Below are 26,380 nucleotides of genomic sequence, written 5' to 3'. Positions count from 1 at the left end.
CTCAGCTCTCCCGGGTTCCCATCAGGCCGCGCGGGCGGAAGATCAGCATCACGACCAGCAGCAGATACGGCAGCACCGGCGCGACCTGCGCCACCGTCAGCCGCCACAGCGAATAGAACGGCGTTTCGCTGGTCACGTTCAGCCCCAGCGAATTGAACATGCCGGCCAGCGACGCGTCGATGGTGACCGCGAACGTCTGCAGCAGCCCGATCAGGATCGACGCGATGAACGCCCCGACCAGCGAGCCCATGCCGCCGACCACCGCCACCACGAACACGATCGAGCCGACCGCCGCCGCCATCGACGGCTCGGTGACGAAGGCATTGCCGCCGATCACGCCGGCCAGCCCCGCCAGCGCGGCGCCGCCGCCGAACACCAGCATGAAGACGCGCGGCACGTTGTGGCCCAGCGCCTCGACCATCTCGGGATGCGTCAGCGCGGCCTGGATCACCAGCCCGATGCGCGTGCGCGTCAGCACCAGGTAGATCGCCACCAGCATCGCCAGCGACACCAGCATCATGAAGGCGCGGTACTTGGGGAAGGCCGAGGTGAAGACCGTGAACAGCGGGCCGTCGAGCTCGGCCGGGATCCGGTACGGCACCGCCGCCAAACCCCACACCAGCTTGACGCCCTCCTCGATCAGGTAGGCCAGGCCGAAGGTGAACAGCAGCTCGGCGACGTGGCCGTACTTGTGCACCGCCCGCAAGCCGAAGCGCTCGACCAGCGCGCCCGCCACCGCCACCAGCAGCGGCGCGACGATCAGCGCCGGCCAGAAGCCGATCGTGGTCGAGATCGAATAGGCGAAATAGGCGCCGAGCATGTAGAAGCTCGCATGCGCGAAGTTCAGCACGCCCATCATGCTGAAGATCAGCGTCAGGCCCGACGACAGCATGAACAGCAGCAGCCCGTAGCTGATGCCGTTCAACAGCGAGATGATGAAGAATTCCACAGCCAGTCCTTCCATCTGGCGCCGGGCTGGCGGCATGCGCCGCTGGCCGGCGAAGGCGAAGCGAGGGCGGGCGCGGCGGCCGTATCTGTGCCCCCAGGGGCCGGCAGCATACCACCGGCACTGGCGGGCATCGACTCCACGGGCGCGCCGCGCGTGGCGCGTCCGGAAATCAGCCTGGACGCTTCATCTGGCAGGAGGTGGGTTGGGCGGCGACATGCGCGTCCAGCACCGCGTTGGTCTTCCAGCCGTAGCCGGTGTTTTCCTGGTCGTACTTGACTTCCTTGCCGTCGACCTTGGTCCAGGTGGCGATGGTCAGCGGCTGCTGGGCCTGGTGGTCGGTCGCGCGCATCTCGACGGTGCCGTTCATGCTCTCGACCTTGATGCCCTCGAGCGCCTTGGCGACCTTGACCGGGTCGGTCGACTTGGCGGTCTGGAACGCCTTGCTGAGCATCGCGATGCCGGTGTACGAGGCCATCACGTAGAAGTCGTCGTTGTACTTCTTCTCGTAGCCTTCGATGACCTCCGAGCCGCGGAAGCCCTTGTTGTTCGGGTTGTAGTAGCCGACATAGCGCACGCGCTCGGCCCCGGCCGCGCCCATCGCGGTCGGCACGCCGGTGGTGGCCGCGTAGTAGGTGTAGAAGTTGGCGTTCAGCCCGGCGTCCTTGGCGGCCTTGATCAGCAGCGCGAGGTCGCTGCCCCAGTTGCCGGTGATCACGGTATCGGCGCCGGCCGCCTTGATCTTCGCCACGTAGGGCGAGAAGTCCTTGACCTGCGCCAGCGGGTGCAGGTCCTCGCCGACGACCTGGATGTCGGGACGCTTGCGCTTCAGATATTCCTTGGCGGCGCGCGCGACCTGGTGGCCGAACGAGTAGTTCTGGTTGATCAGGTAGACCTTCTTGACGTTCTGGTCCTGCGCCAGGTAGGTCGTCAGCGCCTCCATCTTCATGTCGGAGTTGGCGTCCAGACGGAAATGCCAGTAGTTGCATTTCGAGTTGGTCATGTCCGGATCGACTGCCGCATAGTTCAGGTAGATGATTTCCTTGCCGGGATTGCGCTCGTTATGCTTGGCCACCGCGTCCTGCAGCGCCAGGCCGACCGACGAGCCGTTGCCCTGCACCACGTAGCGGATCCCCTGGTCGACCGCCTGCTTCAGGATCGTCAGGCTCTCCTGCGGCGACAGCTTGTTGTCGAATCCCACGACCTCGAACTTGTGCCCGCCGGCCCAGTTCTTCTGATTGGCCAGCTCGGCGACGTACTGCCAGCTCTTGAGCTGGTTCTGGCCGACCGGCGCCATCAGGCCCGACAGCGGATCGATGAACGCGATCTTCACCGTATCCGCCGCGGCGGCCCCCGGGCCCAGCGCAGCGAGCAATGCCACACCGGCGACGAGCGGACGCAATCTGATCATGGTTTGTCTCCTTCTCTCTTTCTCTCGTTGGCTATCGTGATGAGCGGGCGACCGGGGCTGCCGCTTGTCGCGCGGCTTTTCCCATGGGCCCGTTTGCTTCTACGGTGGCGCCACCGAGGGCGCCGCCGCTGCTGCACGTGCTCTGCGACGGCCCTGCCTCAGGCCGTCGGCAGCCGATAGTCCTTGAACTGCTCGCGCAGCTTGAGCTTCTGCATCTTGCCGGTGGCCGTCAGCGGGATCTCGTCGACGAAGGCCACATCGTCCGGGATCCACCATTTGGCGACCTTGCCCTCGAAGAAGGCCAGCAGCTCCTCGCGCGTCAGCTCGGTGCCGGGCTTCTTCATCACCACCAGCAGCGGCCGCTCGTCCCACTTGGGATGGTGGACCGAGATGCAGGCGGCCATATGCACCGCCGGATGCGCCGCGGCCACGTTCTCCACGTCGATCGACGAAATCCATTCGCCGCCGGACTTGATCACGTCCTTGCTGCGATCGGTGATCTGCATGTAGCCGTCGGCATCGATGGTGGCGACGTCGCCGGTCGGGAACCAGCCGTCGACCAGCGGCGAGCTGTCGCTGCGGTAATAGCGGTCGATGATCCACGGACCGCGCACCATCAGGTCGCCGAAGGCCTTGCCGTCCCACGGCAGCTCGCGGCCCTCGCCGTCGACGATCTTCATGTCGACGCCGTAGATGACGCGTCCCTGCTTCTCCAGGATGGCCTGCTGCTGCTCGGGCGGCAGCGCCAGATGCTTGTTCAGCAGCTTGCACGTGGTGCCCAGCGGCGACATCTCGGTCATGCCCCAGGCATGGATCACCTCGACGTCGAGCGCGTTCAGCGCCTTGATCATCGCCGGCGGCGCGGCCGAGCCGCCGATCACCGTGCGCTTGAAGCTGGAGAAGCGCAGCTTGTTGGCCTGCACGTGCTGCAGCAGGCCGAGCCAGACCGTCGGCACGCCGGCCGAGAAGGTGACCTGCTCCTGCTCGAACAGCTCGTACAGCGAGGCGCCGTCGAGCTTGGCGCCGGGGAACACCAGCTTGGCGCCGACCAGCGGCACCGAGTACGGCAGGCCCCAGGCATTGACGTGGAACATCGGCACGACCGGCAGGATCACGTCCTTGGCCGAGCAGCCGAGCGCGTCTGGCAGCGCCGACGCATACGAATGCAGCACCGTGGAGCGATGCGAATAGAGCGCGCCCTTCGGATTGCCGGTGGTGCCGGAGGTGTAGCAAAGGCTGGACGCGGTGTTCTCGTCGAAGCTCGGCCAGCTGTAGTCGCCGTCCTGGCTCTCGAGCAGATCCTCGTAGCACAGCAGCGGCAGCTTCGATTCGGCCGGCAGATGCGCCCGGTCACTCATCAGCACCCAGCCCTTGACCTGCGGGCAATGCGGCGCGAGGCCTTCGACCAGCGGCAGGAAGGTCAGGTCGAAGAAGACGTAGCGGTCCTCGGCGTGATTGACGATATAGGCCAGCTGCTCGGGGAACAGCCGCGGGTTGATCGTGTGGCAGACCGAGCCCATCCCCGACACGGCGTAATAGATCTCGAGATGGCGGTAGCCGTTCCACGCCAGCGTGCCGACCCGCTCGCCGGGCTGCACGCCCAGCTTGCCCAGCGCTTGCGCCAGCTTGCGCGCGCGCAGCTCGCAATCGCGGTAGGTATAGCGGTGGAGATCCCCTTCGGTGCGCCGCGAAACGATTTCGGTGCTGCCGTAATGGCGGGCGGCGTGGGTGATGATGGAGGAAATGAGCAGCGGCGCGCCCATCATTTGTCCCATCAATGCCATGGGAATGGTCTCCTGTATCGGTTGCCATGTCCGCCGCGGCGAGGCCGAGAAGCGAACAATCGTTCTTTTTTTAGGCCGACAAAAACCTTCCAGCGGAAGGCGTCGACAATCACGCTCGCGCTGCCCGTTCATGCACTACCCCGGTGCACTGCGGGCGTGCCAGCGGGCGACATGACGGGAAGACTGCCGGTGATGGCCGCGCCGCGATGGGAACCAGCGGGAATAAGCGGGTACAAGCGGGAACACCGGCCGCGGCGCCGCGGTCAGACCAGGGAAAATGCGGCGTGCAAGTACAATACTGCCAGCCATGTTGCACCTCAACATGTCGTTTTCCCTAGCCTGCAAGCGCACTTCCAGGCAGGCCACCGATTGCAGGCTGTTGCACCGCGCCGGTCCCAGCCCCTGCCCGCCCGGCGCGTGATGCCAAGGCCCTGATCTCATGTCCTCTCGTCCGTCTTCCGCTTTGCCTCCGTCGGGATCCACTCCGACGTCCGACGATTCCCTCGTTTTCACCGGACTCGACGCTTCGGCCGGGACGAGCGCGAATCCCGCCCCGAGCGAACCTCCCTTCTCCGTGGCGCCCGGTTTTGCCGCGCTCGGCGAGCGTTTCTTCACGCGCCTGCAGCCGACCCCGCTGCCCTCGCCCTACCTGGTCGCCGTGGCCCCGGCCGCGGCGGAACTGCTCGGCTGGCAAGCGGGCGACGCGACCAGTCCCGACCAGGCGCCACCGCTGCAGGACTTCGCCGAGATCTTCATCGGCAACCGCGTGCCCGGCTGGGCCGATCCGCTGGCGACGGTCTACTCGGGCCATCAGTTCGGCGTCTGGGCGGGCCAGCTCGGCGACGGGCGCGCGATCCGGCTGGCCGAGGCGCAGACCGCGAACGGTCCGTGGGAGATCCAGCTGAAGGGCTCGGGAAAGACGCCGTATTCGCGCATGGGCGATGGCCGCGCGGTGCTGCGCTCGTCGATCCGCGAATACCTGTGCTCCGAGGCGATGGCCGCGCTGGGCACTCCGACCACGCGCGCACTGTGCATCGTCGGCTCCGACGCGCCGGTGCGCCGCGAGACCATCGAGACCGCCGCGGTGGTCACGCGCCTGGCGCCGACCTTCATCCGCTTCGGCCACTTCGAGCATTTCGCCGCGCACGACGACGTGGCCGCGCTGCGCCAGCTGGCCGACTTCGTCATCGACCGTTTCATGCCGGAATGCCGCGACCGCGTCGGCGGCGAGACCGTCAGCCCCTACCAGGCGCTGCTGCGCGAGGTGTCGCTGCGCACCGCCGACCTGATGGCCCAGTGGCAGGCCGTGGGCTTCTGTCACGGCGTGATGAACACCGACAATATGTCGATCCTCGGCCTGACCATCGACTACGGCCCGTTCGGCTTTCTCGACGCCTTCGACGCCAACCATATCTGCAACCACTCGGACAACCAGGGCCGCTATGCCTACAGCCAGCAGCCGCAGGTCGGCTTCTGGAACCTGCATTGCCTGGCGCAGGCGCTGCTGCCGCTGTGGCTCGAGCGCGAGGACGGGCAGGCGCCCACCGAGGCCGCCAAGGAGGCCGCGATCGAGGCCGCGCATGCCGGGCTTGATCCCTTCCGCGACCGCTATGCGCTGCGCTTCTTCCAGCTCTATCGCGCCAAGCTGGGCCTGGCCAGCACCGGCATCGACGACAGCGCGGACGAGGCGCTGCTGACCGACCTGTTCCGCCTGCTGCATACCCAGCGGGTCGACTACACCTTGTTCTGGCGCAACCTCGCCCGCATCTGCTCGGCGGACGGCAGCCGCGACGCGCCCGTGCGCGACCTGTTCATGGACCGCGCCGGCTGGGACGCCTGGGCCGAGCGCTACCGTGCCCGCCTGCGCGCCGAGAACTCGGACGACGCGGCCCGCGCGGTGTCGATGCTGGCCGTCAATCCGAAGTACGTGCTGCGCAACCATCTGGCCGAGGTGGCGATCCAGCGCGCCAAGGAGAAGGACTTCAGCGAGGTGCAGCGGCTGCTGGCGGTACTGTCGCGGCCGTTCGACGAGCAACCCGAGGCCGAGTCGTATGCCGCGCTGCCGCCCGACTGGGCGTCCGGTATCGAGGTAAGCTGTTCGTCCTGATCGACCTGATCGACCTGATCGCCCCGATCGTCCTGGCATCGCCCGATATTGGCCGATATAGACGGAAATCGCCCCCAAACACCGACCGTCCGATCGTCCCCCAACGAGGATCCGCATCATGCCCGTCAACAAGACCGAAGCCGAATGGCGCGCGCAACTGTCCGACATCGAATACCGGGTCACGCGCGAGGCCGCCACCGAACGCGCCTTCACCGGCCGCTACTGGGACCACTGGGAGCCCGGCATCTACCGCTGCGTGGGCTGCGGCACGCCGCTGTTCGAGTCCACCACCAAGTTCGACGCCGGCTGCGGCTGGCCCAGCTATTTCCGGCCCATCAACGGTGAGGTGATCGACGAGCAGGTCGACCGCAGCCACGGCATGGTCCGCATCGAGGTGCGCTGCAAGGAATGCGGCAGCCACCTGGGCCATGTCTTCGAGGATGGCCCCGCGCCGACCGGCCTGCGCTATTGCATCAATTCGGCTGCGCTAAAATTCGACGACCGCGAGCCCGAACCGGGCGACGCCGACGACGCCGGCAAATCCGGCAACCCTGGCTGACCCGCGGCGCCGACCCTGCGGCCAGGCCCCACGATAACGATTCCGCGATGCCGCCCGCCGACATCGCCTTCCCCTGACGGACCCGCATGAAATTTCTGTTCGACCTGTTCCCGGTCATCCTGTTTTTCGTCACCTTCAAGCTGGCGGGCATCTTCGCCGCCACGGCGGTCGCCATCGCGGCGACGATCGTGCAGATCGGCTGGGTCTGGCTGCGCCACCGCAAGGTCGAACCGATGCAGTGGATCAGCCTGCTGATCATCGTGGTGTTCGGCGGCGCCACCCTGCTGCTGCACAACGAGACCTTCATCAAGTGGAAGCCGACCGTGCTGTACTGGCTGTTCGCGGTCGCGCTGCTGGCGTCCGCCACGATCTGGCGCAAGAACCTGATCCGCGCCATGATGGAAAAGTCCGTCAAGCTGCCCGATCCGGTCTGGGGCCGCCTCAATACCGCCTGGGCCGGCTTCTTCGCCGTGATGGGCGTGCTGAACCTGTGGGTGGCCTACCAGTTCTCGACCGACATCTGGGTCAATTTCAAGCTGTTCGGCAGCATGGGCCTGATGCTGGTCTTCATCGTCGCGCAAAGCCTCTGGCTGTCGCGGCATATGCACGAAAACGCGCCGGAAAAAGCGCAGGAAAGCGCCCGCGATTGAGCGAGGCCATCGCACCATGAACGACGTCTCTTCTTCGTTGCCTGCCGAAGGTACCCCCCACAGCGCCGCCGGCGACACCGCCGCGCAGATCGATGCCCTGCTGCGCGCCGAACTCGCCCCCTCGCAACTGACGGTGCGCGACGACAGCGCGCTGCACGCCGGCCATCCGGGCGCCGCCTCGGGCGGCGGCCACTATCATGTCACCATCGTCAGCGAACGCTTCGCCGGCGCGAGCCGGGTTGCCCGGCATCGCATGGTGTATGATGCGCTGCGCAGTCTCTTCCCCATGCGGATCCATGCCCTGGCAGTGTCCGCATTCACCGAGCAAGAGTATTCCGCGCAATGACCATCATCCGCGCGGTGTCTGCACAAGCCTCTGCATAATCGTCCAGCCTTCCCCAGACTTCCCAACACTGATTCCATGAAGACCACTGTCCTCTCGTTCAGCCTGGCGGCTGTGCTTGCCGCTGGCAGCTTGCCCGCACTCGCCCAGAATGCCGCCGTCGTCAATGGCAAGGGCATTCCGTCGGCCAAGCTCGACAAGCTGATCGCCGGCACCGGCCAGCCGGATTCCCCGGAGCTGCGGGATCGCGCGCGCAACATGCTGATCGATCGCGAACTGCTGGTGCAGGAAGCGACCAAGCGTGGCGTGACGCAAAACCCGGACGTGCAGGAGCAGCTGGAACAGGCCCGCCTGAACGTGCTGGCCGGCGCGGTGTTCGAGGACTATGTTCGCACCCACGGCACCAGCGATGCCGAGCTGCGCAAGCAGTACGACAAGATCAAGGCTCAGTTCGGCAACGGCAAGGAATACCGCGCCCGCCATATCCTGGTCGAGAAGGAAGCGGAAGCGCAGGCCATCATCGCCAAGATCAAGGGCGGCGCCAAGTTCGCCGACGTGGCCAAGGCCTCGTCGAAGGACCCGGGCTCGGCCGCCAACGGTGGCGATCTGGACTGGGCCAGCAGCAACAGCTATGTGCCCGAGTTCTCGGCCGCGATGGCCGGTCTGAAGAAGGGCCAGATGACCGAGACCCCGGTCAAGACGCAATTCGGCTGGCACGTGATCCTGCTCGAGGACGAGCGCGAGACCAAGATCCCGACCTTCGAGGAAGCCAAGCCGCAGCTGCAGCAGATGCTGATGAGCGACCAGAACTGGCAGCGCGAGCAGTTCCAGTCGATGATGAAGTCGCTGCGGGACAAGGCCAAGATCCAGTAAGGCGGCTTGCCCTGGCGCCCCGGTCAAGGCCGGGCGTCGACGAGAAAACCGGCGCTTCATGCGCCGGTTTTTCTTTGGGGCCTTTGGCCTTTGGCCTTGGGCCCTTGCCGCCCAATGCGGGCATTCGCCCCGCGCGATCTCCGCCCCCTACTTCGTCTCGATCTTCACCGCGATACCGTCCTCCGTCACGGTGATCGCGCCGGGCTCGACCTGCTTGCCGTTGACCTGCAGTTCCTCGGGCTTGAAGGTGTGCAGCGGATAGTCCTTCAGCAGTTCCTGCGCCACCAGATTGCCCACCGCATTGAGCTGCGCGCTGTATTGGCCCGGCACGCCGTCGACCTGGACCTGCTCGACGGTCGGGTTGTCGAGCAGCACGGCACGCTTGACGGGGTCGTAGCGCAAGCCGCTGTTCAGGGCCAGCGTGCCATTGACCGGCGGCGCCGGCAGTAGGCTGTTGGTCAGTTGCGCGTCGACCTGCGTGGTGATCCGGTTGCCCACCGCATCGAGCGTCAGCCGCGGCCGGGTCAGCCGGACGTCGAGCACCTGGGCATAGCGCAGCGTCGCCGGAAAGCGGCCTTCGACGGCGCGCTGCAGCTCCTGCCTGGTGAAGGTGTATTCGCCGGTCCAGATGTTGTAGCCGGCAAGGGCCGCGCCGGACAGGACGCCAAGGCCCAGTGCCGCGGCGGCGGCCGTGGCCGCCAGGGGTCGCCGGATGCCCCGGCGGCGGCCATGCGAAGAGATCGAAGACATGCGCGATGCTGGAGTGGTCACCTCGGTCAGACCCGGGCGGCGTCCCGGCGTTCCACCATCGGCAAATCAGCCCCGTGGGCGCTCAGTAATGCGGCGGGATTTCCTGCACCGATCCGTCGGCGGCGGTGCCGGTGGCCGCGGGCAACTGCTGGTAGAGCGCCTGCATCTGCTCCTGCAGCAATTCGATCTGCCGCTGCTGCCTGGCGACGGTCAGGTTCAGCGTTTCCAGCAGGTCTTCCTGGAAGGCCAGCTTGACCTCCAGCTCGGTGATTCGCGATTCCATGAGGTCCTCCAATGCCAGATGTCAGACATGCGCGCAGGCATGTGCCCGCGGGGCGCGCATTGTACCGGACCGGCGCACCGGTCCGGGCGCAAGCGCGGGCGGGTTGTCAGCACATCATAGAGCGTGTACGCTAGCGCGAGTCGTGCCGCGGACGGCATTCGATGTTCATCGACGGTTCGTCGATTGATAGTCGATTGATAGTCGATGCTACCCGCCGCCGGCGCACCGGCCGTCCCATGACGGTCGTGTGACGGTTTTCCACCCCCTTCGGTTCCATTTGGGTTCCATGACGCCTGTACGCCGCGCTTCCTCGATTGCCGATCCGGTCTTTCTGGCCGGTGGCACGCGCGCGTCGGCACCTCCCCCTGTTTCTCCTGTCTGGTCGCCGCCGGCCGCTGTCGGGTCGCCGCCCGCTGCCGTCGTGGCTGGCGTAGCACCGCCGCGCGCTGTCGTGGCCGGTGTTGCACCGCCGCCGCGCGCCGTCGTCGCAGCGGCAGCGCCGCCGCCCGCGGCCGTCCTCGGCTGATCTCAGCCGACCCCCAGTCTTCCGTCTGACCGTGCGCGCCCGGCGCGCGCGAACGCCTTTGCTGCCTGCTCGATGCCGCGCATCTCGACGATGCCCGGCTCGCATTCGCCGCCGGCGTTCGCCCACGGTCGACCGAAGCCCGTCACACCCAATGACAGGTGAAACCGATGAATTTCCAAAGATTCGCGCACGCGGCGCGATCGACCTTGTCCCTGCTGTCCTTGTCGGCGCTGTCGTCGGCGCTCTCGTCCCGACTGAGCTCGTCCCGACCGAGCTCGTCGCGGCTGACCTCCTCCCGACCCTCCTCCTCCCGACCGTCGCTGCGCTCGCGCGTCAGGCTGCCGGATGCCTGGGCCGCCCACGGCTCCACCGCGCTATTCGTGCTGCTGTGGAGCAGCGGCGCGATCGTCGCCAAATGGGGCCTGGCCTATGCCTCGGCCTTTGCCTTCCTGACGCTGCGCTTCGTGCTGGCCTTCGGCGTGCTGCTGGCGATCGCCGCATGGCGGCGCCGCTGGCTGCCCGAGCCCGGGCAGCGCGCGCGGGTCGCGATGGTCGGGCTGCTGCTGACCGGCTGCTATTCGATCTGCTATCTGCTGGCGCTGGACCGCGGCGTCACGCCCGGCATGCTCGCCACGCTGCTCGGCGCCCAACCCATCCTGACGCTGCTGCTGACCGAGCGCCGCTTCTCGCCGCTGCGGCTGGTCGGGCTGATGCTGGCGCTGGCGGGGCTGGTGATGGTGGTCTACCAGGGCATCGGCATCGCCGGCACGCCCGTGGCCGGCATGCTCTATGCGCTGACCGCGCTGGCCACGATGACGGCCGGCACCATCGTGCAGAAAGGCATCCGGCAGGCGCCGATCGACGTGATGCCGTTGCAATACGGCATCGCGCTGCTGATGTGCCTGGCGCTGCTGCCGTTCGAGCCGATCCACGTCTCGCTGACGCCCGCGCTGCTGCTGCCGCTCGGCTGGATGGCGCTGGTGATCTCGATCGGCGCGACGCTGCTGCTGTACCGGATGATCCAGGGCGGCAATCTGGTCAATGTGACCAGCCTGTTCTACCTGGTGCCGGCCGGCACCGCGGTGCTCGACTATCTGATCCTGGGCAACCGGCTGGCGCCGCTGGCGCTGGGCGGCATGGTCACGATCCTGCTCGGGCTGGCGCTGGTGTTTCGCAACAGGCCGGGGGGCTGATTCGTGCCCTGCGCCGTCTCCGTCGCCGTCTGAACGACGCCTGCATGACCTCTGAACGATGTCTGAACGGCGCTTGAACGCCGTCCCAACTGGCACCCAAGACGCCGTCCCAGCGCCGTCCCAGCGCCGTCCCCAGCGCCGGCTCAGGGCGGTGGGCGGCACGGCTCAGCGCGGTGACCGGCGCCGGCTTACGGCGGCGGCCGGCGCCGGCGCGACAGCACGGCGCCGAGCACCACGCCGATGACGAGGGCGGTCACGATCCATAGCCATGACGCCGCTGTCGGCGGCACGATGGCCGGTGTCCCAGGCGCACCGGGGGCGCCCGGGGCGGCGGTGGGCGTCACGCCGGCCATCGTGGCGGTCAGCGCCTGCCAGTCGGCCTTCGTGATCTGCGTCATGCGGGCCGCATCGGGCAGCCCGAACACGCAGATCTCGCCGCCGGGCAGCTGGCAGAAGCGCTCGGCCGGACAGCTTTTCAGGATCTGTGGAGTCTCGCCCGTGCCGCAGCGCGCGCCGGCGCTGCGCAACACCTGCAAGGTGACGTCCGGATGCTTGGTCAGTTGTTCCGGCATGGTGCCTCCCGCCGACTACGGTGACAAACAGTCGCAAGCGCGAGGCCCCTGCCCCGCCTTACTTCCAGAACCCAGTATGGGAGCGCGCGGCCTCCTCTTCCAGCATCGGTCCGTGCACCTCGATATGGCGCTGCCCCCGCACGAACACCTCGCGGCATGGCAGCGAGAAGGTCGGATTCTCCGGATGGTCGCCGGTCAGCCCCAACAGCGTGTGCTCCGACAGCGCATAGACGACGCGGCCGATATTGCACCAGTAGATCGCGCCGGCGCACATGCAGCAGGGCTCGGCGCTGGTGTACAGCGTGCAGCGGGCCAGTTGTTCGGGGCTCAGGCGCCTGGCGGCCAGCGCCGCCGCGGCCAGCTCCGCATGCTGGGTCGGATCGCCCTGCGGCGGCATCGAGTTGTTGCCCGCCGAGGCGACGATATTGCCGTGCTCGTCCGCCACGATGGCCGCGAAGGGATGGCGGCCGTTCTGCTTCGATTCCTCGGCCAGCGCGATCGACTGGCGCAGCAGCCGAAGATCGAGCTCGGTCAGCTTGTCCGTGGTGATGTGGCCATGGGTGTGGGTCTGGGTGTCGATGGCTGGCATCGGACGATTCTCCTGCGAAGTGGGCGCCCTGGTGGCGCGATGCGATGGCGGCCGGCATGGCCGCGTTGGGATCAAGGCTGGGTGGTGGCGACGGCGTCGGCATGCTCGCTGTCGAGTGCCGCCGCTTGCGAAGTCCCGCGATTGAGCAGCAGGTTCAGCAGCACGGCCGTGATCGCCCCGAGGAAGATGCCACTGTCGAGCACCAACTTCAGCGGCCCTTCGACGCGCTCGAACAGCGCCGGCAGCGACATCGGCAGCACGCCCACGCTGACGGATACCGCGACGATGATCGCGTTGCGCGTGCCGTCGAACTTCACGCGCGACAGCTCCTGGATGCCGGCCACCGTCGTCATGCCGAACATCACGATCGCGCAGCCGCCCAGCACCGGCCGCGGTACCGAAGCAATCAGCGCGCCAAGCTTCGGGAACAGGCCCATCAGCACCATGATGGCGCCCGCCGATGCCACCACATAGCGGCTCTTGACGTTCGAAAGCGCGATCAGCCCCGTGTTCTGCGTGAACGCGTTATAGGGAAAGCTGTTGAAGACGCCGCCCAGCATGGTCGACAGCCCATCGGCGCGGAAGGCATCGCCCAGCGTGCACTGGGTCGAGGGACGGCCGACGATGGTGCCGATCGCCAGCACATTGCCGGTGGTCTCGGCCATGATCACGAGCATCGCCAGCAGCATCACCAGCGTCGGCATCGGGGCGAACGACGGGGCGCCGAACGCGAACGGCGGACTGATTTCGAACCAGGCGGCGCGCCCGACCGCGTCGAAGCTCGTCATGCCGCAGGCCATCGCGATCGCGGTGCCCGCCAGCAGGCCGATCAGCACCGACAGATTGCCGATAAAGCCGGAGAAGCGCGCGTAGACGAACAGCGTGATGGCGATCGTCGCCAGGCCCAGCAACAGATTCGGCGTCGCGCCGAAGTCCGGCGCATCGGGATTGCCGCCTCCCAGCCAGATCGCCGCGGCAGGCATCAGCGTGACACCGATGATCACGATCAGGCTGCCGATTACCACCGGCGGAAACCAGCGCAGCAGCCGGCTGAACAGCGGCGCAATCGCGATGGTCAGCGCGCCGGCGGCGATCACCGCGCCGAACACGTGGCTGAGCCCGTATTGCTGGCCGATCAGAATCATCGGCGCGATCGCGATAAAGGAACAACCCTGGATCAGCGGCAGGCGCGCGCCAAAGCGCCAGAAGCCCAGCGTCTGGATCAGCGTCGCAATGCCCGAGGTCAGCAGATTGGCGTTGATCAGCGTGACCATCTGCTGCTGGGTCAGGCCGAGCGCGCTGCCGAGGATCAAAGGCACCGCGACGGCGCCCGCGTACATCACCAGCACGTGCTGCAGGCCGAAGCTGGCCAGCTGGCGCAATGGCAATCGTTGATCGACCGGGTGGACGGCCGGCTCCTTGGCCGGGTGCGCGGCGGGGTTCTGCTGCATCGGGTCCGAGTGCGCCTGCTGCTGCGAATTCATCGTGGTCTCCTCCGTCTGGTCTGTGGTCCCGCGCTTTTTGCGCCGGCCGGATCGGTGCGCCATAATCCGGCGGGTTTGCGCGGCGGGCCAAATCGGCAGCCATCGATTTTTTTGATAGGCAGTTTTCTGACAGGCAGGAGTCCAGGCCGCGATGCGCTATTCGCTCGATCAGCTGGAAATGTTCACCCTGGTGGCCAGCACCGGCTCGTTCTCGGCCGCGGCCCGGCAGTTGCGCAAGACGCAGTCCGCGGTCAGCACCGCGATCGCCAATCTGGAGGCCGACCTCGGCCTGGTACTGTTCGAACGCGGCGGCAAGGCGTCGACGCTGACAGCGGCCGGAGAAAAGCTGCGCAACGAAGCCGAACTGGTGCTGGAGCGCTGCCTGCAGCTGGAGGCGCATGCCAACGAGCTGGGCGAACGCGTCGAACCGGCGCTGACGCTGGCGATCGAGGTCCCCTACTCGACCTTGATGCCGCCGCTACGGGACTTCGCCGAACGCTTTCCGCACGTCGACCTGCAGATTCGCCATCCGCTGCATGGCGACGTGGCCGAACTGCTCGCGCGCGGCGAAGCGGACCTGGGCATCGCGTTCTCGCAGCCCGCCTATCCGCGCGATCTGGGCTTCACGCAGATGGGCAAAGTGATCCTGTCGCACGTCGCGCACCGCGACCATCCTCTTTCGAAGCTGAAGCGTGTCGACTTCGCCGACCTGCGCGCGCACCGGCGCCTGGTGTTCAGCGGCCACAACCACAAGCTGCCCAGCAGCGAATACCTCGACGCGACGCGCTGCTGGCAGGCGGAAAGCTACGCGGCGCTGCTCGAACTCGCGCGCACGGGCCTGGGCTGGACCACGCTGCCGCGGCAACTGATCCTTTCGGAACTGGGATCAGGTGAATTGGTGGAGCTGCCGCTGACCGCCTATCCGTACACCGACTGGCTGGTCGGCGTGGATCTGATCTGGGCCAAGGCGCACGTACTGGGCAAGGCCGGGCTGTGGCTGAAGCGCCGGCTGGGCGAGCACAAGGTGTTCGAGGTGGACCGGGAGGGGAAGAGGACAACGTTGTAGTCGGCGCCGTCATTGGTAGTGCGACGCGCGCTTGCGCGCCGTATTGGCGCTACTCCTGATCCGCGCTGCCCACCGTATCCGCGCTACCCCTGACCCGCGCTGCCCGCCGTATTTGCGCTACCCCTGACCCGCGCTGCCTTCCATGCCCGGCCTACCCGCCGTTACCCGCCAGCGCGAACTACAAACGACTGCGTCGTCGTAAACGGCACCAAGGTCCCGCTACCCCGAGCCGAACAACGCATGCCGTTCATCGCCCGGCGCGCCGCGTTGTCGACCGGCCGAAAGCCCGACGGTTTTTCGAGCGCGGTGCGGGCGACCGAGCCATCCTCGCCGATCCAGACCCGCACGGTCACGGAGACCGGTTTGTCGGGCAGCTCGCTGACCAGGCTCAGGCGCGGCTGGGAACAGCCAACATTGGGGGGCAGCCCTTCCCGGTAGCTAACCGGCGCGGACGCCGCGGGACGCGGTGAGGTTTCTTCATTGCGGCAGATCGCCTGCTGTTCCTCGAACACCTTGCGCACCGCCTGCAGCGTCTTCGGTTGCGTGGCGGCGCCGGCGGACCACTTCGCCGCCAGCGGCGCCGGCAAGGCCTTGCCGACCGCCGCGGACTCCTCCGGCGTCAGCCGGAACACGAGATTGCCCGATGCCAGCCGCTCGGCACGCGCCTGCTGGATGCGCTTGCCTTCCGGGGTATCGAGGAAGCGCGTCAGGGCAAGGAATTCCTCCCTGGAGAAATCCTCCGCGAGCGGATAGCCGATCCGGTTGGCGACCGTGCGCGGCTCCATCGCCGAAAGGCAGGCGGCGCGTTGCGGCGCGACCTTGTCGCCTTGCTGCTTCAGCGTGCCCCTTGCGGCGGCGATCACTTCGCCGGTGGCGACGGCTTCGGAGACGCGCTTGGCGGCCAGTTCCAGCGCTGCGCTATCGGTACCCGCGGCACCCGCGGCGTCCGCCGCGCCCGCCACACGTGCAACGACCATCAGGGCCACCGCAGCCGTCAGCGAGGCCTTCCATCCGGCGCGCCGCGACGCCCCGAAATCGCCCGCGACCCGGCGATCAGCGCAGATGGCGCGGATTGATGCTTGCATCCTTGACATAGGGATCGTCCTTCGAGACCGGCGCGGCCTCTTCGATGTTCTTGGGCCAGACCGGCACTCGGCAAGTCGCCATCACCAGCGCGCGGCTGCACGCCAGCAGAAGATTGAACGGCCACATCAGCCAATAGATCGGCGCGGAACCGGCGTCGTTGGCGAAGACACGTTCCAGGCCGACGCGAAAGCGCTCGCGCCGCCCGTCGATCGGCACACAGTACCGGATCCGCTCGATCACGTCCTTCGGCCCCTCTTCCATATACCGCCGCAGGAATTCCCAGTGCGCCTTCAAGCGCTGCGGATCGACTTCCCACAACGAGAACGCGAACTGCTCGCGCACCGTGACGCCGTCGCGATCCAGCACCAGGCCGCGGATATCGCGCACGGGCTGAACCGAGCCGGAACAGCGCCCCAGCGTGAAGAACACATCGTCCCAGCGCACGCTCAGGATGCTGCCATCCAGCCGGAACACATGCAGCATCCGATTGCGCCGATCCAGCCGGATCGGATAGTGCGTGTAGCGCCCGAGTTCCCGGCGCGCCATCCATACCGACAGCGCCACGATCGGTGCCATCACGAAGGCCACGAACGCGAGGAAGGCGGCGACGGTACCCGGCGTGTACAGGCCCAGCGCCAGCGGCCGCTGCGCGGCCAGGCTCATCGCGACGAAACCGCCGACGCAGACGGCGATCACGACCAGCGCCATCAGCGTCAGCGCACCGCGGGAATCGTAGTAGCGGTCGACCGAATCCAGATAGCTCGAATTGATCTTGATCACGCAGAGCTGATCGTGCGGTTCGACCTGCAGACGCTGCTCCTGGCGCAGGCGGTGAGCGCGCTCGTCGTCGTCGACTGGCCGGTTGACGCGATACTTGCGCACCAGTCCCGTGAAATCCATATCAGTCCTTCGTGGCCAGCTTCAGCTCTTCCATCTCCTCTTCGACGTCCCCGTAGCGCTCGTCGCTGAGGCTGCCCCAGTAGCAGCGTTCCAGCCAGTCCTGGATCTTGTCGTCGGCAAGCCAGGCGATCAGCCCCGCGATCACGAACATCACAATGGCAATCACGATGCCCCAGCCGGTCATGCCGACATAAACGGCCCAGACCATCAGCAAGCCCACCGCCGCCGACAGTACGTAGAGACCGCCGACGACGACATTGCCCTCCGAGAATTCGAGCCGTGCCTGGTTCAGGTCGAGCACGGCGATGATGACGCCGCCGACCGCGGTCGCACGGCGCCCCAGGCTTTCCAGCATCTTGGCCAGCGACGCGTCCAGTGCGCGGCCGAACTGCAGGCCGAATGTGACGCGCGCCTTGGCGACCTTCGACACCAACTCGATGATGCCGCCCGCCACGCCGACGACCCCGCCGAGGATGCGCCCCCAGGTATCGGCGACCTTGTGGTTCATCGAATCGTCGCTGTCGCTCCACAGCTTGATCAGCAGGACGATATCGAGAACGGATGAGGCCGCGCCGACGCGCACATCGGTATTGATGACGCCCTTCCAGGCGCCGGGCAGGCGCATCAGCGCATACTGGTTCGGCAGCCGCAACGAGCGCGCCAGCCATGCCGTACGCTGCGCCTTGGTCAGACCGGAAGGCATGCTCTTCAGATGACCGGGATCGACCAGCACCAGGAACGATTTGCTTGTCGTGCCCTCCATCGGCAGCCCGTGCACCTCGAGGCGCCGCAGTTCCAGCTCGACCGGGTCGTACAAGGCCCGGCGCGACGGCACATCGTGCCCCGCCTCGGCGCTCAGGTTGCGGATCTTGCGGATCAGCTCGCGGCGGAACGTCCGGTAGTCGCCCTGGACCTGCAGCGGCACCATCGCCTTCCTGGACAGCATGCCGAACAGAACGGCGATGCCCTTGATGGGACCATCGGCGGTCGCCTTGCTCAGCGCCCACGCCAACGGGCCGTTGATGCCAAGGATGAAATTGGCGATCAGGCACGAAGCCGTGCCCGGGTTCGACACGCGCTGGAAGGCAAAGTCGTAGACCTTGATCAGCGAAGGCCAGGACAGGTTCCACGGATCCACGCCGCTCGACGACGCCTTGGCGGCCGCCGCGAGCACGTCCTGCTGATTGAAGCCAAGCGCGCGCAGCATCAGGTTCTTCTGGTCGTCGGGACTGCCCTCGAGCCATTTCTTGTACAGCTCGAAGCAGACCGGCTTGTCCTGCGTGTTCCCGATGCAAAGCATGACCGCGCCGGTATAGGCCTCGCCGCTACGCATATTCGTCTCGTCGTAGTTGCAGGCGAACACGTTGGCCATGGACTCGCTCTCCAGCCAGGCACGGTGCGCCCTAGCGAGCGGATCGATCGTCTTCTTGTTGAACCCGTCCAGTGCCCGGTCGAATGCCTTCTGGAAATCGTCGCGCGCCTTCTCGTCATAGCGCTTCGCGCCGGTCACCATGCGCGTCTCGTACTTGGTCCACGAGTTGCTGCGCGCCTGGTGCAGGCGTGCCTTGGGCACGTCGCGGTAGGCCTCAGCGATACTGCGATTGCGCGCCTTCTCGGGTTCCCCGAGCAGCCATTCGGCCAGCATCTTGCCGGCCGCCATGGTCTCCGGACCTGCACCGCCCGGAATCGGCATCGCGTGCGGATCCGCGGTTCCGTAGATCTCGACGTTCTGGGCGCTCTCCTCGGCTGTACGCATGACCTCGAGTTCGGCATGATTGCCGATCGACTCGCGTATCGACATGATCGCCTGCGACACGGCCAGCTTGCGCGCGCGGTCGGGGTCTTCGTACAGGAAGTCCTCGTAGCACTGGTGCATCAGCGGGTCGAGTTCGGAGGCGATGCCGACCGGGTCCCACAATGCCGCCAGGGCCGGCCGATAGGGCTTGGCAGCCGCCTCGGCCCATTTGAGCAGATCGGCTTCCTGCTCCTTGCAGGCGTTGAAGTCGTGCGGCGAGAAGCTGAAGGCAGGATAGGCCTTGACCACGATGGTCGGCAGCGTGATCGCGTCCGGGTGGCTTTCCGACATGGGGGCCGCGGGCGTTTCCTCGACCGTCGCGCCCTCCGCACGGAACTCGGCCACCAGCTTGCTGGCGTCCGTCAGCGGGGCCACGTGCGGCAAGGCCGCGCCGCCGCCGCGCCATTTGTCGATATCGATCCGGCGCATATGCTTTTCGCGCCAGGCCTGGCGCTTGTGCCGTTTCTTGACCTCGTCGGTCCACATCACGTCCGAGAAGCCCATCCAGACCGGTCCGGCGACATGGGCGTCCTTGACCGTGATGCAACGCGCGATCACCGCATCCTGCTTGTTGCTGCAGGTGAACTCGATGTCCTCGGGCAGCGGCGGCGCCGGGTCGTTGAAGTCGAATTCATACAGGTAGCCGGCCTCCGTCACCACGTAGGCGGACCACAGGCCGCGCTTCTCGTTGAAGACGTAGAGGTAGCCCGCGCGGAGCAGCCGCAGCGTGTAGCGCGCCACGTCCTCGGGCAACGGGATGGCCGTCACCTTGTCCCCGAACTGCGGATCCAGCACCGGCGGCACCGGCCCCAGCGGCCGGCCGCTCTTGCTCTTGCCGGTGCGGCCGATCGCGTACCGGACGGGCAGGATCGGCAGCCCTTCCTTGTCGCAGAACGGGCATTTGGACGCTTCCTCGATGGCGGCTGCGTTCATGTCGCTTTTTCCCATAGTCGATCGTTGTCGTGCGTCCCGGTCGCAGGCGGAACGCCCAGCGGGTCGTCGGTCAGTTCGGCACAGGCACCGACGTAGCTCAGTTCGCCGGCTTTTGCCCTCGACAGTGCTGCCCTCAGGGCGGGATGCGCCTCCGGGCGGCCTTGCATCGCCACGCACTGGACCGCGTAAAGCCGGCGGTCCGTTTCATCGCGCAAGCCGTGCCCTTGCGTGGCCTCGACCAGCGCGTCATCCAGCTGGCGGCCCAGCAAAACGGCGTCCGTGCACGGCCAACCGCTTCTGACCAGCGTTTGCAGGCAGCCGTTGACCAGGCCCACGCGGCGCAGCGGCCCGATCTGGCTGGCCCGGACCCGCAGCGGCAGATGGGGATCGTGGCTCGACAGGCGCTGGCGCCGCTGTCCCGTCGGATCGACCCAATGCCACTGCGCCACCGGCCCCATCAGGGCCTCGAGTTGCGCGTCGTCGAGGATGCCGAGCAATTGCGTCATCACGCGCGGATCGGTGAAGCGCAGCAGAAAGCGGCCGCCGTCCGGCACGCTCAGCAGCTGCGCCGTACCGAGGTGATGGGCAAGCCGTTCGGTCGAATGCTCGCTGACCAGGCAGGCGCTGAAATACGGGCGCCGGTAGTCCTCTTGCCAGCGCAACGCGGCATCGATCAGGCCGATTCTTGCCTGCCGATCCAGCTCCGCCAGCGCCAGCAGTGCCGGCATCAGGTGCGGCTGCACGTCGACGCCGCGAGGAAGCAGCGGCGTCACCGGATACGCCGCCACGGCCTGCCGTCCCAGCTGCAGCGGGCTCAGCACGACGTGCGTGAAATCGTCCAGAAAGCGATGATGCAGATCGAACATCGCCATCAGCCCAACGGCACCAGCGCATCGCCGGCGGCTTCCGCGCCGCGCGTCTTGAACTCGCACAGCCCCAGGTCGCCCTTGGCCAGCGAATTGCTCGCCTCGCCGCCGCCCGGTCCGACAAACCGATGCCCCGCCCCCTTGAACTCCACCTTGCCCGGCGCGTGCAGTTCGATCTTCCCGCCCAGCACGCGAATCTGCGCCCCGGCGGCGTTCAGCAGCACGTGCTGCTTGCCCTCGACCGTGACATTGGCCTGCGTCGAGGCGATCGTCACGGTGCGCTCGGCGGCGTAGCGGCTGGCGCCGGTCAGGCTGGCGACTTCGACCTTGCCGGTGGCGGCGTGCAGGGCCATGCCATTGGCGTCGCCGCCCTTCTGCGCGGCCTGCGTTCGCTGGCCACTCGATGCGGAGCCCGATCCGGAGCCCAATACCGAGCCCGATCCGGCGCCCGCCCCGGAACCAGATCCCGCCGATCCGCCCTGCCCGTCGGTAAACAGGCTCAAGCCATCGGCCACCGCGACGGCCAGGTTGCCTCCGGCCGCCAGATTGACATGCTCCCCCGCCACCAGCGTCGCATTGGTGCCAGCAACCAGTACCGCATCGGCCGGCGTCGACAGCGCCACGCCCTTCGGGCCCGACACAACCAGATGCGGCTCGCTGTAGGCGATCGCCGAACCGCCATCCTCTGCCTTCGCCTCGGTCCGCAACACTTCAGCGCTGTGCTTCAGCGATTCGAGCGCCGGCAGCGTATCGGTGGCCGGCTCGCCTGGCAGCGCGGCCTTCTGCTTGGCCGCCTGCTGTGCCAGCGTGCGGGCGAGCTCCAGGCTCTCTTCCACCTGCGTCGCGGCCTGCTCGCTCTGCAGCAGCGGTTGCGTGACGCTGCGGTCCTCGGCGGCGATCAGCAGGCCGGAACCGGCGCGGACGCTGCCGGAGGCGTCGGTGGCAAGCGCCGCGCCGTGGCCCAGATCGGCCTCGCGGGCGTTGTCGCGCTGGAACAGGTGGTGGCCGAGCGTCAGCGACGTCGCGGCCTGCGTGGTCGACAACAGCGTGCGGCTCTGGCCCTCGGTGTCGTCGAACACCAGCTGGTTGTAGCCGCCGTTGCCGGTCTGGCTGGCGGACAGCGCCTGTGTCTTGATACCGGACAGCACGGCGTTGTGCGCGTGCGCCTTGTCGTTCTTGCCCTCGCCGGCGAACCACGCCGGCGCGTTGCCGGTCGCGTTCGCGGCGCCGGCTTGTTGCTTGTTGATCTGCGCGTCGGTCTCGCCGGCGCCGTTGTAGGCCGCGCCGACGACCACCGGGCGGTCGATATCGCCATTGACGAACTCCACCACCACTTCCTGGCCGACGCGCGGCAGCGCGACACCGCCCCAGTTGTCGCCGGCCACCGGCGTGGCGACGCGCAGCCAGCAACCCAGCGCCGACTCGGCGCGGGCGTTGTCGTCGCCGGCCGGGTGGGATTGCCGGCTGGACGAACGCCCGCCGCGCTGCCAATGGAACTGGACCTTGATGCGGTGATCGCGGTCGGTATGGATCGGCCCGCCGTCGCCCACGACCAGCGCGGTCTGGCTGCCGCGCACGGTCGGCCGCGGATGCAGCAGGCGGCCGTCGTCGCCGCGCAGCGCGGGCCGGTAAGGCACGCTGGCGCGCACGGCGGTGAAGCGGTTGCGGTACAGCGGCAGCGTGTCGTTGTTCCCGGCGGGGGCGAGACCTGTCAGCGCCAGCAGGGCCTGGCCGAAACCCTCGTTGAAGTTGTTGCGCGCCTCGTGCGTGACCGACAGCACCACGAAGCGGCGGCCGTCTTCCTCGTCGCCATCGTGCTCGTAGTGGTCCAGCAGCGAGAACGTGGTGGCCGGCGCCAGCGTGCGGACGGTGCCGCCGCCATGGAAGGCCTTGTTGCGGACCTCGAGCGATTCCATCGCGATGCGCGAGATGCGCTGCGCCTGCTCGGCATCCTCGAAGGCGTACTGGCCGACGTAGTCGGTGTCGGTCAGCGGGCTGGCCTGTTCGCCATTGTCATGGTGCGTGCTCAGCGTCGCGCTGCGCAGCGAGGCGGTGCGATAGTCCCAGGTCGCCAGTTCGACCGCATTGGTCTGCCATTGCCGCTCACCCTGCCATTCGGTGATCACGTCCTCCGAGGCGGTGGCATCGGCGCGGCCGAAGCGGATGCTGGCCTGGGCGTTGTCCTTGAAGACGTCGTTGCGATCGGCGATCACCATCCGATGCACGCCGAGGGCATCGCCGTCGGCCGCCTCGTGCTCGAAGTAGTAGAACAGCCCTTCCTCGGCCAGCAGCCGCGTCACAAAGTCGAAATCCGACTCGTCGTACTGCGTCACCACGCTGCGCTTCGGATAGACCGCGGTGTCGGCCACCGCCCAGCGCCATTCCGGCACCAGCTTGCCCTGCCCGCGGTAGTCGCCGAGCACGCTGTCGACGATCTCGATCACCGACATGTCCTGGAACAGGAAGCTGTCGCGCCGATGCCGCAGGAAGGCCAGCCACGGTTCGATCACGAGCCGGTAGCGCGCCAGGCCGCCATTGGCGCCGACGCGCTCGAACACCGTTACATGCCCGTGCAACGCGCGCGGCTTGTCGCGGCTGAGCTGCGTCAGCAGATCGATGCGGACCGGCTGCCCCAGCAAGGCGGCCGGGTCCAGCCTGGCGTCGTCCGACAGCGCCGACAACTCGATGCGGAAGCCGCCGCCATCGAGCTGTTCGCGCGCGAGCAGACGCTCGGCAAGCAGCACGTCCTCGCCCAGCGGCGTGGCGAGCCGCAGCAGCCGGTCGTGCTGGCGGAAGGCGGCGCGCAGTTGCGCCGCCAATTCATGCGCCATATCGGTCAGTACGCCCATCGCTGCCTCGACTGTGAGTGACGGAGTCAATTGATTTCAATTGATTTCAATTGACCTTGTAGCGGAAGCCGCCGTTCTTGTTGACGCCCACCTTGATCTTCTGGATCGCCTCGCCCTGCGCCATCTTCGCCAGCACCGACTGCGCGATCTCCGGCAGCAGCGTGCCGTTCAGGATATGGTCGACCGCGCGCGCGCCGGTATCGACTTCGGTGCAGCGCTGCAGCACGGCCTCGGTCACGGCCGCATCCCATTCGAACGCCGCGCGGTGGTTCTGCTGCACGCGCTCGCCGATGCGCCGCAGCTTCAGCTCGATGATCTCGACCAGCGTGTCGTCGCTGATCGGGTAGTACGGCACCACCTTGGTCCGGCCGATAAAGGCGGGCTTGAAGGTCTTGTACAGCGTCGGGCGCAGCGCCTCGGTCAGCGCGTCGGCATCCGGCAGTTCCTCGGCGGACTTGTTCAGGCACGCCTGCATGATCGAGGCCGAGCCCGCGTTCGAGGTCAGGATGATGATGGTGTTGCGGAAGTCGATGGTCCGGCCCTCGGCGTCCTCCATCCAGCCCTTGTCGAAGACCTGGAAGAACATCTCGAGCACGTCCGGATGCGCCTTCTCGATTTCGTCGAGCAGCACCACGCTGTACGGGTTGCGGCGCACCGCCTCAGTCAGCACGCCGCCCTCGCCATAGCCGACATAGCCGGGCGGCGAGCCCTTGAGCCCCGACACGCTGTGGGCCTCCTGGTACTCGCTCATATTGATGGTGATCAGCTTGCGCTCGCCGCCGTACAGGATGTCGGCCAGCGCCAGCGCGGTCTCGGTCTTGCCCACGCCGGACGGGCCGACGAACAGGAACACCCCGCGCGGCTTGTGCGGGTCTTCCAGATTGGCCGCTGCGGTACGCACGCGCTGCGCCACCGCTTCGAGCGCGTGCGGCTGGCCGACCACGCGTTCCTCCAGCAGCGGCTTCAGGTTCATCACCGTATGCAGCTCGTCCTTGACCATGCGGCCCAGCGGAATGCCGGTCCAGGCCGAGACGATCTCGGACACGACCTGGCCGTCGACCTGGATCGGCACCAGCGGCTTTTCGCCCTGCAGTTGGCGCAGTTCGTCCTTCAGACGCGACAGTTCGTCGATGCGCGCGGCCGGGTTGGCGGCCGGCGTGGCGGCCTTGCGGCGGCGGCCGGCGGGCGCGATATCGCTGTTGGCGGCCACCGGTTCGGCTTCCTCGGCTGCGGTGTCGACGGTGTCGGCGCCGGTGTTGCCGACCGCGGCCGCATCGCCCGCACGCGCGTCGCGCGAACGCAGCAGTGCGACGATCCGCTCGACCAGCTCACGCTCGCGTGCGAGCCGTTCGTTGCCGGCGGCAATGCGCTCGCGCAGCGCCTGCTCCTGCTTCTGCAACTCGGCCAGCCGCGCCTGGTGCTGTCCGCCGGTCGACAGCTCGCGTTGCAGCGCGCCGATCTCGACGGTCAGGCGCTCCAGCGCCTTCTGGTCCTGCTCGATCTCGGCGGGCGTCGCGCTCTGCGCGAGCGCCACCTTGGCGCAGGCGGTGTCGAGCACGCTGACGGCCTTGTCCGGCAACTGCCGGCCGCTGATATAGCGGTGCGACAGCCGCACCGCCTCGGTGATCGCTTCGTCCAGCACACGCACGTCGAAGTGCCGCTCCATCAGGCCGACCATGCCGCGCAGCATGGCCGAGGCCAGCGCCTCGTCCGGTTCCTCGACCTTGACGACCTGGAAGCGCCGCGCCAGCGCGGCATCCTTCTCGAAGTACTTCTTGTATTCGGCCCAGGTCGTCGCCGCGATCGTGCGCAGTTCGCCGCGCGCCAGCGCCGGCTTCAGCAGATTGGCCGCGTCGTTCTGGCCGGCCTGCCCGCCCGCGCCGATGATCGTGTGGGCCTCGTCGATGAACAGGATGATCGGCTGCGGGCTGCGCTTGACCTCGTCGATCACGTTGCGCAGCCGGTTCTCGAACTCGCCCTTGACGCTGGCGCCGGCCTGCAGCAGGCCCATGTCCAGCGTGCGCAGCGCGACGCCGCGCAGCGGCGGCGGCACGTCGTCGGCGGCAATGCGCAATGCCAGCCCTTCGACCACCGCGGTCTTGCCGACCCCCGCCTCGCCGGTCAGGATCGGGTTGTTCTGGCGGCGGCGCATCAGGATGTCGATCATCTGGCGGATCTCGGCGTCGCGGCCGATCACCGGATCGATGCGGCCGTCGCGCGCCGCCGCGGTCAGGTCGACGGTGTACTGGTCGAGCGCCGGGGTCTTCGACAGCGCGCCCTGCCCGGAAGGCTCCTCGGCCGGCGCGGCGCCCGCGTCCGCGAAGGCCACCGCCTGCTCGGCCTCTTCCGAGCCCTTGGTCAATGCGGCCAGTTCATGCTTGAGGCGTTCGACCGGGAATTGGCCAAAGCGCCGGGAGCCGCGCTCGGCCAGCGGCGCCAGGCTCGGCTCGGTCAGCAGCGCCAGCAGCAGATGGCCCGAGCGGATGCGCGTGGTCTGCGAATCCAGCGAGGCGATCAGCCAGGCATGCTCGAACAGCTTGGGCAGCCAAGGCGAGAACGCCGGCGTGCGGCCATTGCCGGTCTGGAAGCGGCCGAGCTCCCTGTCGAGGTCGCTCTGCAACGCGGCAGGATCGATGCCGCTGGCCCGCGCCGCGACCGACACGTCGCTGCGCGGATTCTCCAGCAGCGCCAGGAACAGATGCTCCAGGTCGACCTCATAGTGGCCGCGCGCCATGCACAGCGAGGCGGCCCGTTCGGCGGCCTGCCGGCTGGTGGCATTGAGCTTGGCGATCAGCGTCTTCAAGGGGGTGGCCAT

At 67.5% G+C, this 26,380-nt stretch carries 21 protein-coding genes; 7 read left to right on the top strand and 14 right to left on the bottom strand.

Annotated elements, in window-relative coordinates:
* Position 1: 1 nt before the first annotated feature.
* The 3 genes from KZ686_RS10925 to KZ686_RS10915 all read right to left on the bottom strand — a co-directional run bounded on the left by KZ686_RS10925 (position 2) and on the right by KZ686_RS10915 (position 4,141).
* Positions 2–949, bottom strand: a complete 948-nt coding sequence (locus KZ686_RS10925; RefSeq protein ID WP_150082973.1) for a branched-chain amino acid ABC transporter permease — start codon at positions 947–949, stop codon at positions 2–4.
* A gap of 169 nt (positions 950–1,118) precedes the next feature.
* Entirely contained in the window at positions 1,119–2,357 is a 1,239-nt protein-coding gene (locus KZ686_RS10920; RefSeq protein ID WP_149318803.1) for a branched-chain amino acid ABC transporter substrate-binding protein, read from the bottom strand.
* 158 nt (positions 2,358–2,515) lie between these two features.
* Positions 2,516–4,141 carry a 3-(methylthio)propionyl-CoA ligase gene (locus tag KZ686_RS10915; protein WP_150082975.1) on the bottom strand — a complete coding sequence of 542 codons (1,626 nt, stop codon included), beginning with the start codon at positions 4,139–4,141 and terminating at the stop codon, positions 2,516–2,518.
* A gap of 439 nt (positions 4,142–4,580) precedes the next feature.
* Here KZ686_RS10915 and KZ686_RS10910 point away from each other — a divergent pair, with 439 nt between their 5' ends.
* From KZ686_RS10910 to KZ686_RS10890, 5 genes are all read left to right on the top strand, one after another.
* The gene (locus KZ686_RS10910) at positions 4,581–6,248 is read left to right on the top strand and encodes a protein adenylyltransferase SelO (protein WP_407648484.1); all 1,668 of its coding nucleotides are present in this window, start codon (positions 4,581–4,583) and stop codon (positions 6,246–6,248) included.
* Between the two features lie 118 nt (positions 6,249–6,366).
* Positions 6,367–6,807, top strand: coding sequence for a peptide-methionine (R)-S-oxide reductase MsrB (gene msrB / locus KZ686_RS10905; RefSeq protein ID WP_149318806.1), 441 nt, complete (start codon positions 6,367–6,369; stop codon positions 6,805–6,807).
* Between the two features lie 86 nt (positions 6,808–6,893).
* Complete coding sequence (locus tag KZ686_RS10900) at positions 6,894–7,457, top strand: septation protein A (protein WP_265632378.1); 564 nt, start codon at positions 6,894–6,896, stop codon at positions 7,455–7,457.
* Positions 7,458–7,473: 16 nt separating this feature from the next.
* Positions 7,474–7,803: a BolA family protein gene (locus KZ686_RS10895; RefSeq protein ID WP_223819562.1), complete on the top strand. Its 330-nt coding sequence runs from the start codon at positions 7,474–7,476 to the stop codon at positions 7,801–7,803.
* Positions 7,804–7,878: 75 nt separating this feature from the next.
* A complete protein-coding gene (locus tag KZ686_RS10890; protein WP_265632377.1) occupies positions 7,879–8,673 on the top strand; it encodes a peptidylprolyl isomerase in 795 nt (264 codons plus the stop codon).
* 147 nt (positions 8,674–8,820) lie between these two features.
* Here KZ686_RS10890 and KZ686_RS10885 read toward each other — a convergent pair whose 3' ends face one another.
* Positions 8,821–9,423 (bottom strand): DUF1439 domain-containing protein, encoded by a 603-nt coding sequence (locus KZ686_RS10885; protein WP_149318809.1) that lies wholly within the window; start codon positions 9,421–9,423, stop codon positions 8,821–8,823.
* A gap of 82 nt (positions 9,424–9,505) precedes the next feature.
* A complete protein-coding gene (locus tag KZ686_RS10880) occupies positions 9,506–9,706 on the bottom strand; it encodes a SlyX family protein (RefSeq protein ID WP_149318810.1) in 201 nt (66 codons plus the stop codon).
* A gap of 693 nt (positions 9,707–10,399) precedes the next feature.
* Here KZ686_RS10880 and KZ686_RS10875 point away from each other — a divergent pair.
* Entirely contained in the window at positions 10,400–11,425 is a 1,026-nt protein-coding gene (locus tag KZ686_RS10875; RefSeq protein WP_265632376.1) for a DMT family transporter, read from the top strand.
* Positions 11,426–11,613: 188 nt separating this feature from the next.
* On the opposite strand, the gene KZ686_RS10870 is transcribed toward KZ686_RS10875, so the two are convergent.
* From KZ686_RS10870 to KZ686_RS10860, 3 genes are all read right to left on the bottom strand, one after another.
* On the bottom strand, positions 11,614–11,997 hold the full coding sequence (locus tag KZ686_RS10870) for a hypothetical protein (protein ID WP_265632374.1): 384 nt from the start codon (positions 11,995–11,997) through the stop codon (positions 11,614–11,616).
* A 58-nt stretch (positions 11,998–12,055) separates the two neighbouring features.
* Positions 12,056–12,586, bottom strand: a complete 531-nt coding sequence (locus KZ686_RS10865) for a nucleoside deaminase (protein ID WP_265632373.1) — start codon at positions 12,584–12,586, stop codon at positions 12,056–12,058.
* Positions 12,587–12,657: 71 nt separating this feature from the next.
* The gene (locus KZ686_RS10860; RefSeq protein WP_265632372.1) at positions 12,658–14,070 is read right to left on the bottom strand and encodes a nucleobase:cation symporter-2 family protein; all 1,413 of its coding nucleotides are present in this window, start codon (positions 14,068–14,070) and stop codon (positions 12,658–12,660) included.
* A 151-nt stretch (positions 14,071–14,221) separates the two neighbouring features.
* On the opposite strand from KZ686_RS10860, the gene KZ686_RS10855 reads away from it, so the two are divergent.
* Positions 14,222–15,136 (top strand): LysR family transcriptional regulator, encoded by a 915-nt coding sequence (locus tag KZ686_RS10855; protein WP_265632371.1) that lies wholly within the window; start codon positions 14,222–14,224, stop codon positions 15,134–15,136.
* A 161-nt stretch (positions 15,137–15,297) separates the two neighbouring features.
* On the opposite strand, the gene KZ686_RS10850 is transcribed toward KZ686_RS10855, so the two are convergent.
* The 6 genes from KZ686_RS10850 to tssH are packed head-to-tail and all read right to left on the bottom strand — an operon-like array spanning position 15,298 to position 26,380.
* On the bottom strand, positions 15,298–16,230 hold the full coding sequence (locus tag KZ686_RS10850) for an energy transducer TonB (protein WP_265632370.1): 933 nt from the start codon (positions 16,228–16,230) through the stop codon (positions 15,298–15,300).
* Entirely contained in the window at positions 16,190–17,122 is a 933-nt protein-coding gene (locus KZ686_RS10845) for a DUF6708 domain-containing protein (RefSeq protein WP_265632369.1), read from the bottom strand. Before KZ686_RS10845 ends, KZ686_RS10850 begins: the two co-directional genes overlap by 41 nt.
* 1 nt (position 17,123) lies before the next feature.
* Positions 17,124–19,850, bottom strand: a complete 2,727-nt coding sequence (locus KZ686_RS10840; protein ID WP_265632368.1) for a T6SS effector BTH_I2691 family protein — start codon at positions 19,848–19,850, stop codon at positions 17,124–17,126.
* Positions 19,847–20,722: a DUF4123 domain-containing protein gene (locus KZ686_RS10835; protein WP_226106470.1), complete on the bottom strand. Its 876-nt coding sequence runs from the start codon at positions 20,720–20,722 to the stop codon at positions 19,847–19,849. The genes KZ686_RS10840 and KZ686_RS10835 overlap by 4 nt, the downstream gene beginning before the upstream one ends.
* Positions 20,722–23,565 carry a type VI secretion system Vgr family protein gene (locus KZ686_RS10830; protein WP_265632366.1) on the bottom strand — a complete coding sequence of 948 codons (2,844 nt, stop codon included), beginning with the start codon at positions 23,563–23,565 and terminating at the stop codon, positions 20,722–20,724. The genes KZ686_RS10835 and KZ686_RS10830 overlap by 1 nt, the downstream gene beginning before the upstream one ends.
* A gap of 46 nt (positions 23,566–23,611) precedes the next feature.
* A complete protein-coding gene (gene tssH / locus KZ686_RS10825) occupies positions 23,612–26,380 on the bottom strand; it encodes a type VI secretion system ATPase TssH (RefSeq protein ID WP_265632365.1) in 2,769 nt (922 codons plus the stop codon).

The organism is Cupriavidus cauae (genome assembly GCF_026210475.1).
Taxonomy (GTDB): domain Bacteria; phylum Pseudomonadota; class Gammaproteobacteria; order Burkholderiales; family Burkholderiaceae; genus Cupriavidus; species Cupriavidus cauae.
The sequence above is the reverse complement of the archived record's forward strand: the minus strand, read 5'-3'. Positions and strand labels throughout refer to the sequence as shown.

Bases quoted from the DNA above. Each gene is read 5' to 3' on its own strand.
- KZ686_RS10850 (WP_265632370.1), bottom strand. From the start codon at position 16,230: ATGTCAAGGATGCAAGCATCAATCCGCGCCATCTGCGCTGATCGCCGG.
- KZ686_RS10900 (WP_265632378.1), top strand. From the start codon at position 6,894: ATGAAATTTCTGTTCGACCTGTTCCCGGTCATCCTGTTTTTCGTCACC.
- tssH (WP_265632365.1), bottom strand. From the start codon at position 26,380: ATGGCCACCCCCTTGAAGACGCTGATCGCCAAGCTCAATGCCACCAGC.
- KZ686_RS10845 (WP_265632369.1), bottom strand. From the start codon at position 17,122: ATGGATTTCACGGGACTGGTGCGCAAGTATCGCGTCAACCGGCCAGTC.
- KZ686_RS10855 (WP_265632371.1), top strand. From the start codon at position 14,222: ATGCGCTATTCGCTCGATCAGCTGGAAATGTTCACCCTGGTGGCCAGC.
- KZ686_RS10920 (WP_149318803.1), bottom strand. From the start codon at position 2,357: ATGATCAGATTGCGTCCGCTCGTCGCCGGTGTGGCATTGCTCGCTGCG.
- KZ686_RS10875 (WP_265632376.1), top strand. From the start codon at position 10,400: ATGAATTTCCAAAGATTCGCGCACGCGGCGCGATCGACCTTGTCCCTG.
- KZ686_RS10830 (WP_265632366.1), bottom strand. From the start codon at position 23,565: ATGGGCGTACTGACCGATATGGCGCATGAATTGGCGGCGCAACTGCGC.
- KZ686_RS10895 (WP_223819562.1), top strand. From the start codon at position 7,474: ATGAACGACGTCTCTTCTTCGTTGCCTGCCGAAGGTACCCCCCACAGC.
- KZ686_RS10880 (WP_149318810.1), bottom strand. From the start codon at position 9,706: ATGGAATCGCGAATCACCGAGCTGGAGGTCAAGCTGGCCTTCCAGGAA.
- KZ686_RS10835 (WP_226106470.1), bottom strand. From the start codon at position 20,722: ATGGCGATGTTCGATCTGCATCATCGCTTTCTGGACGATTTCACGCAC.
- KZ686_RS10840 (WP_265632368.1), bottom strand. From the start codon at position 19,850: ATGAACGCAGCCGCCATCGAGGAAGCGTCCAAATGCCCGTTCTGCGAC.
- KZ686_RS10860 (WP_265632372.1), bottom strand. From the start codon at position 14,070: ATGAATTCGCAGCAGCAGGCGCACTCGGACCCGATGCAGCAGAACCCC.
- KZ686_RS10870 (WP_265632374.1), bottom strand. From the start codon at position 11,997: ATGCCGGAACAACTGACCAAGCATCCGGACGTCACCTTGCAGGTGTTG.
- msrB (WP_149318806.1), top strand. From the start codon at position 6,367: ATGCCCGTCAACAAGACCGAAGCCGAATGGCGCGCGCAACTGTCCGAC.
- KZ686_RS10885 (WP_149318809.1), bottom strand. From the start codon at position 9,423: ATGTCTTCGATCTCTTCGCATGGCCGCCGCCGGGGCATCCGGCGACCC.
- KZ686_RS10915 (WP_150082975.1), bottom strand. From the start codon at position 4,141: ATGGCATTGATGGGACAAATGATGGGCGCGCCGCTGCTCATTTCCTCC.
- KZ686_RS10890 (WP_265632377.1), top strand. From the start codon at position 7,879: ATGAAGACCACTGTCCTCTCGTTCAGCCTGGCGGCTGTGCTTGCCGCT.
- KZ686_RS10910 (WP_407648484.1), top strand. From the start codon at position 4,581: ATGTCCTCTCGTCCGTCTTCCGCTTTGCCTCCGTCGGGATCCACTCCG.
- KZ686_RS10865 (WP_265632373.1), bottom strand. From the start codon at position 12,586: ATGCCAGCCATCGACACCCAGACCCACACCCATGGCCACATCACCACG.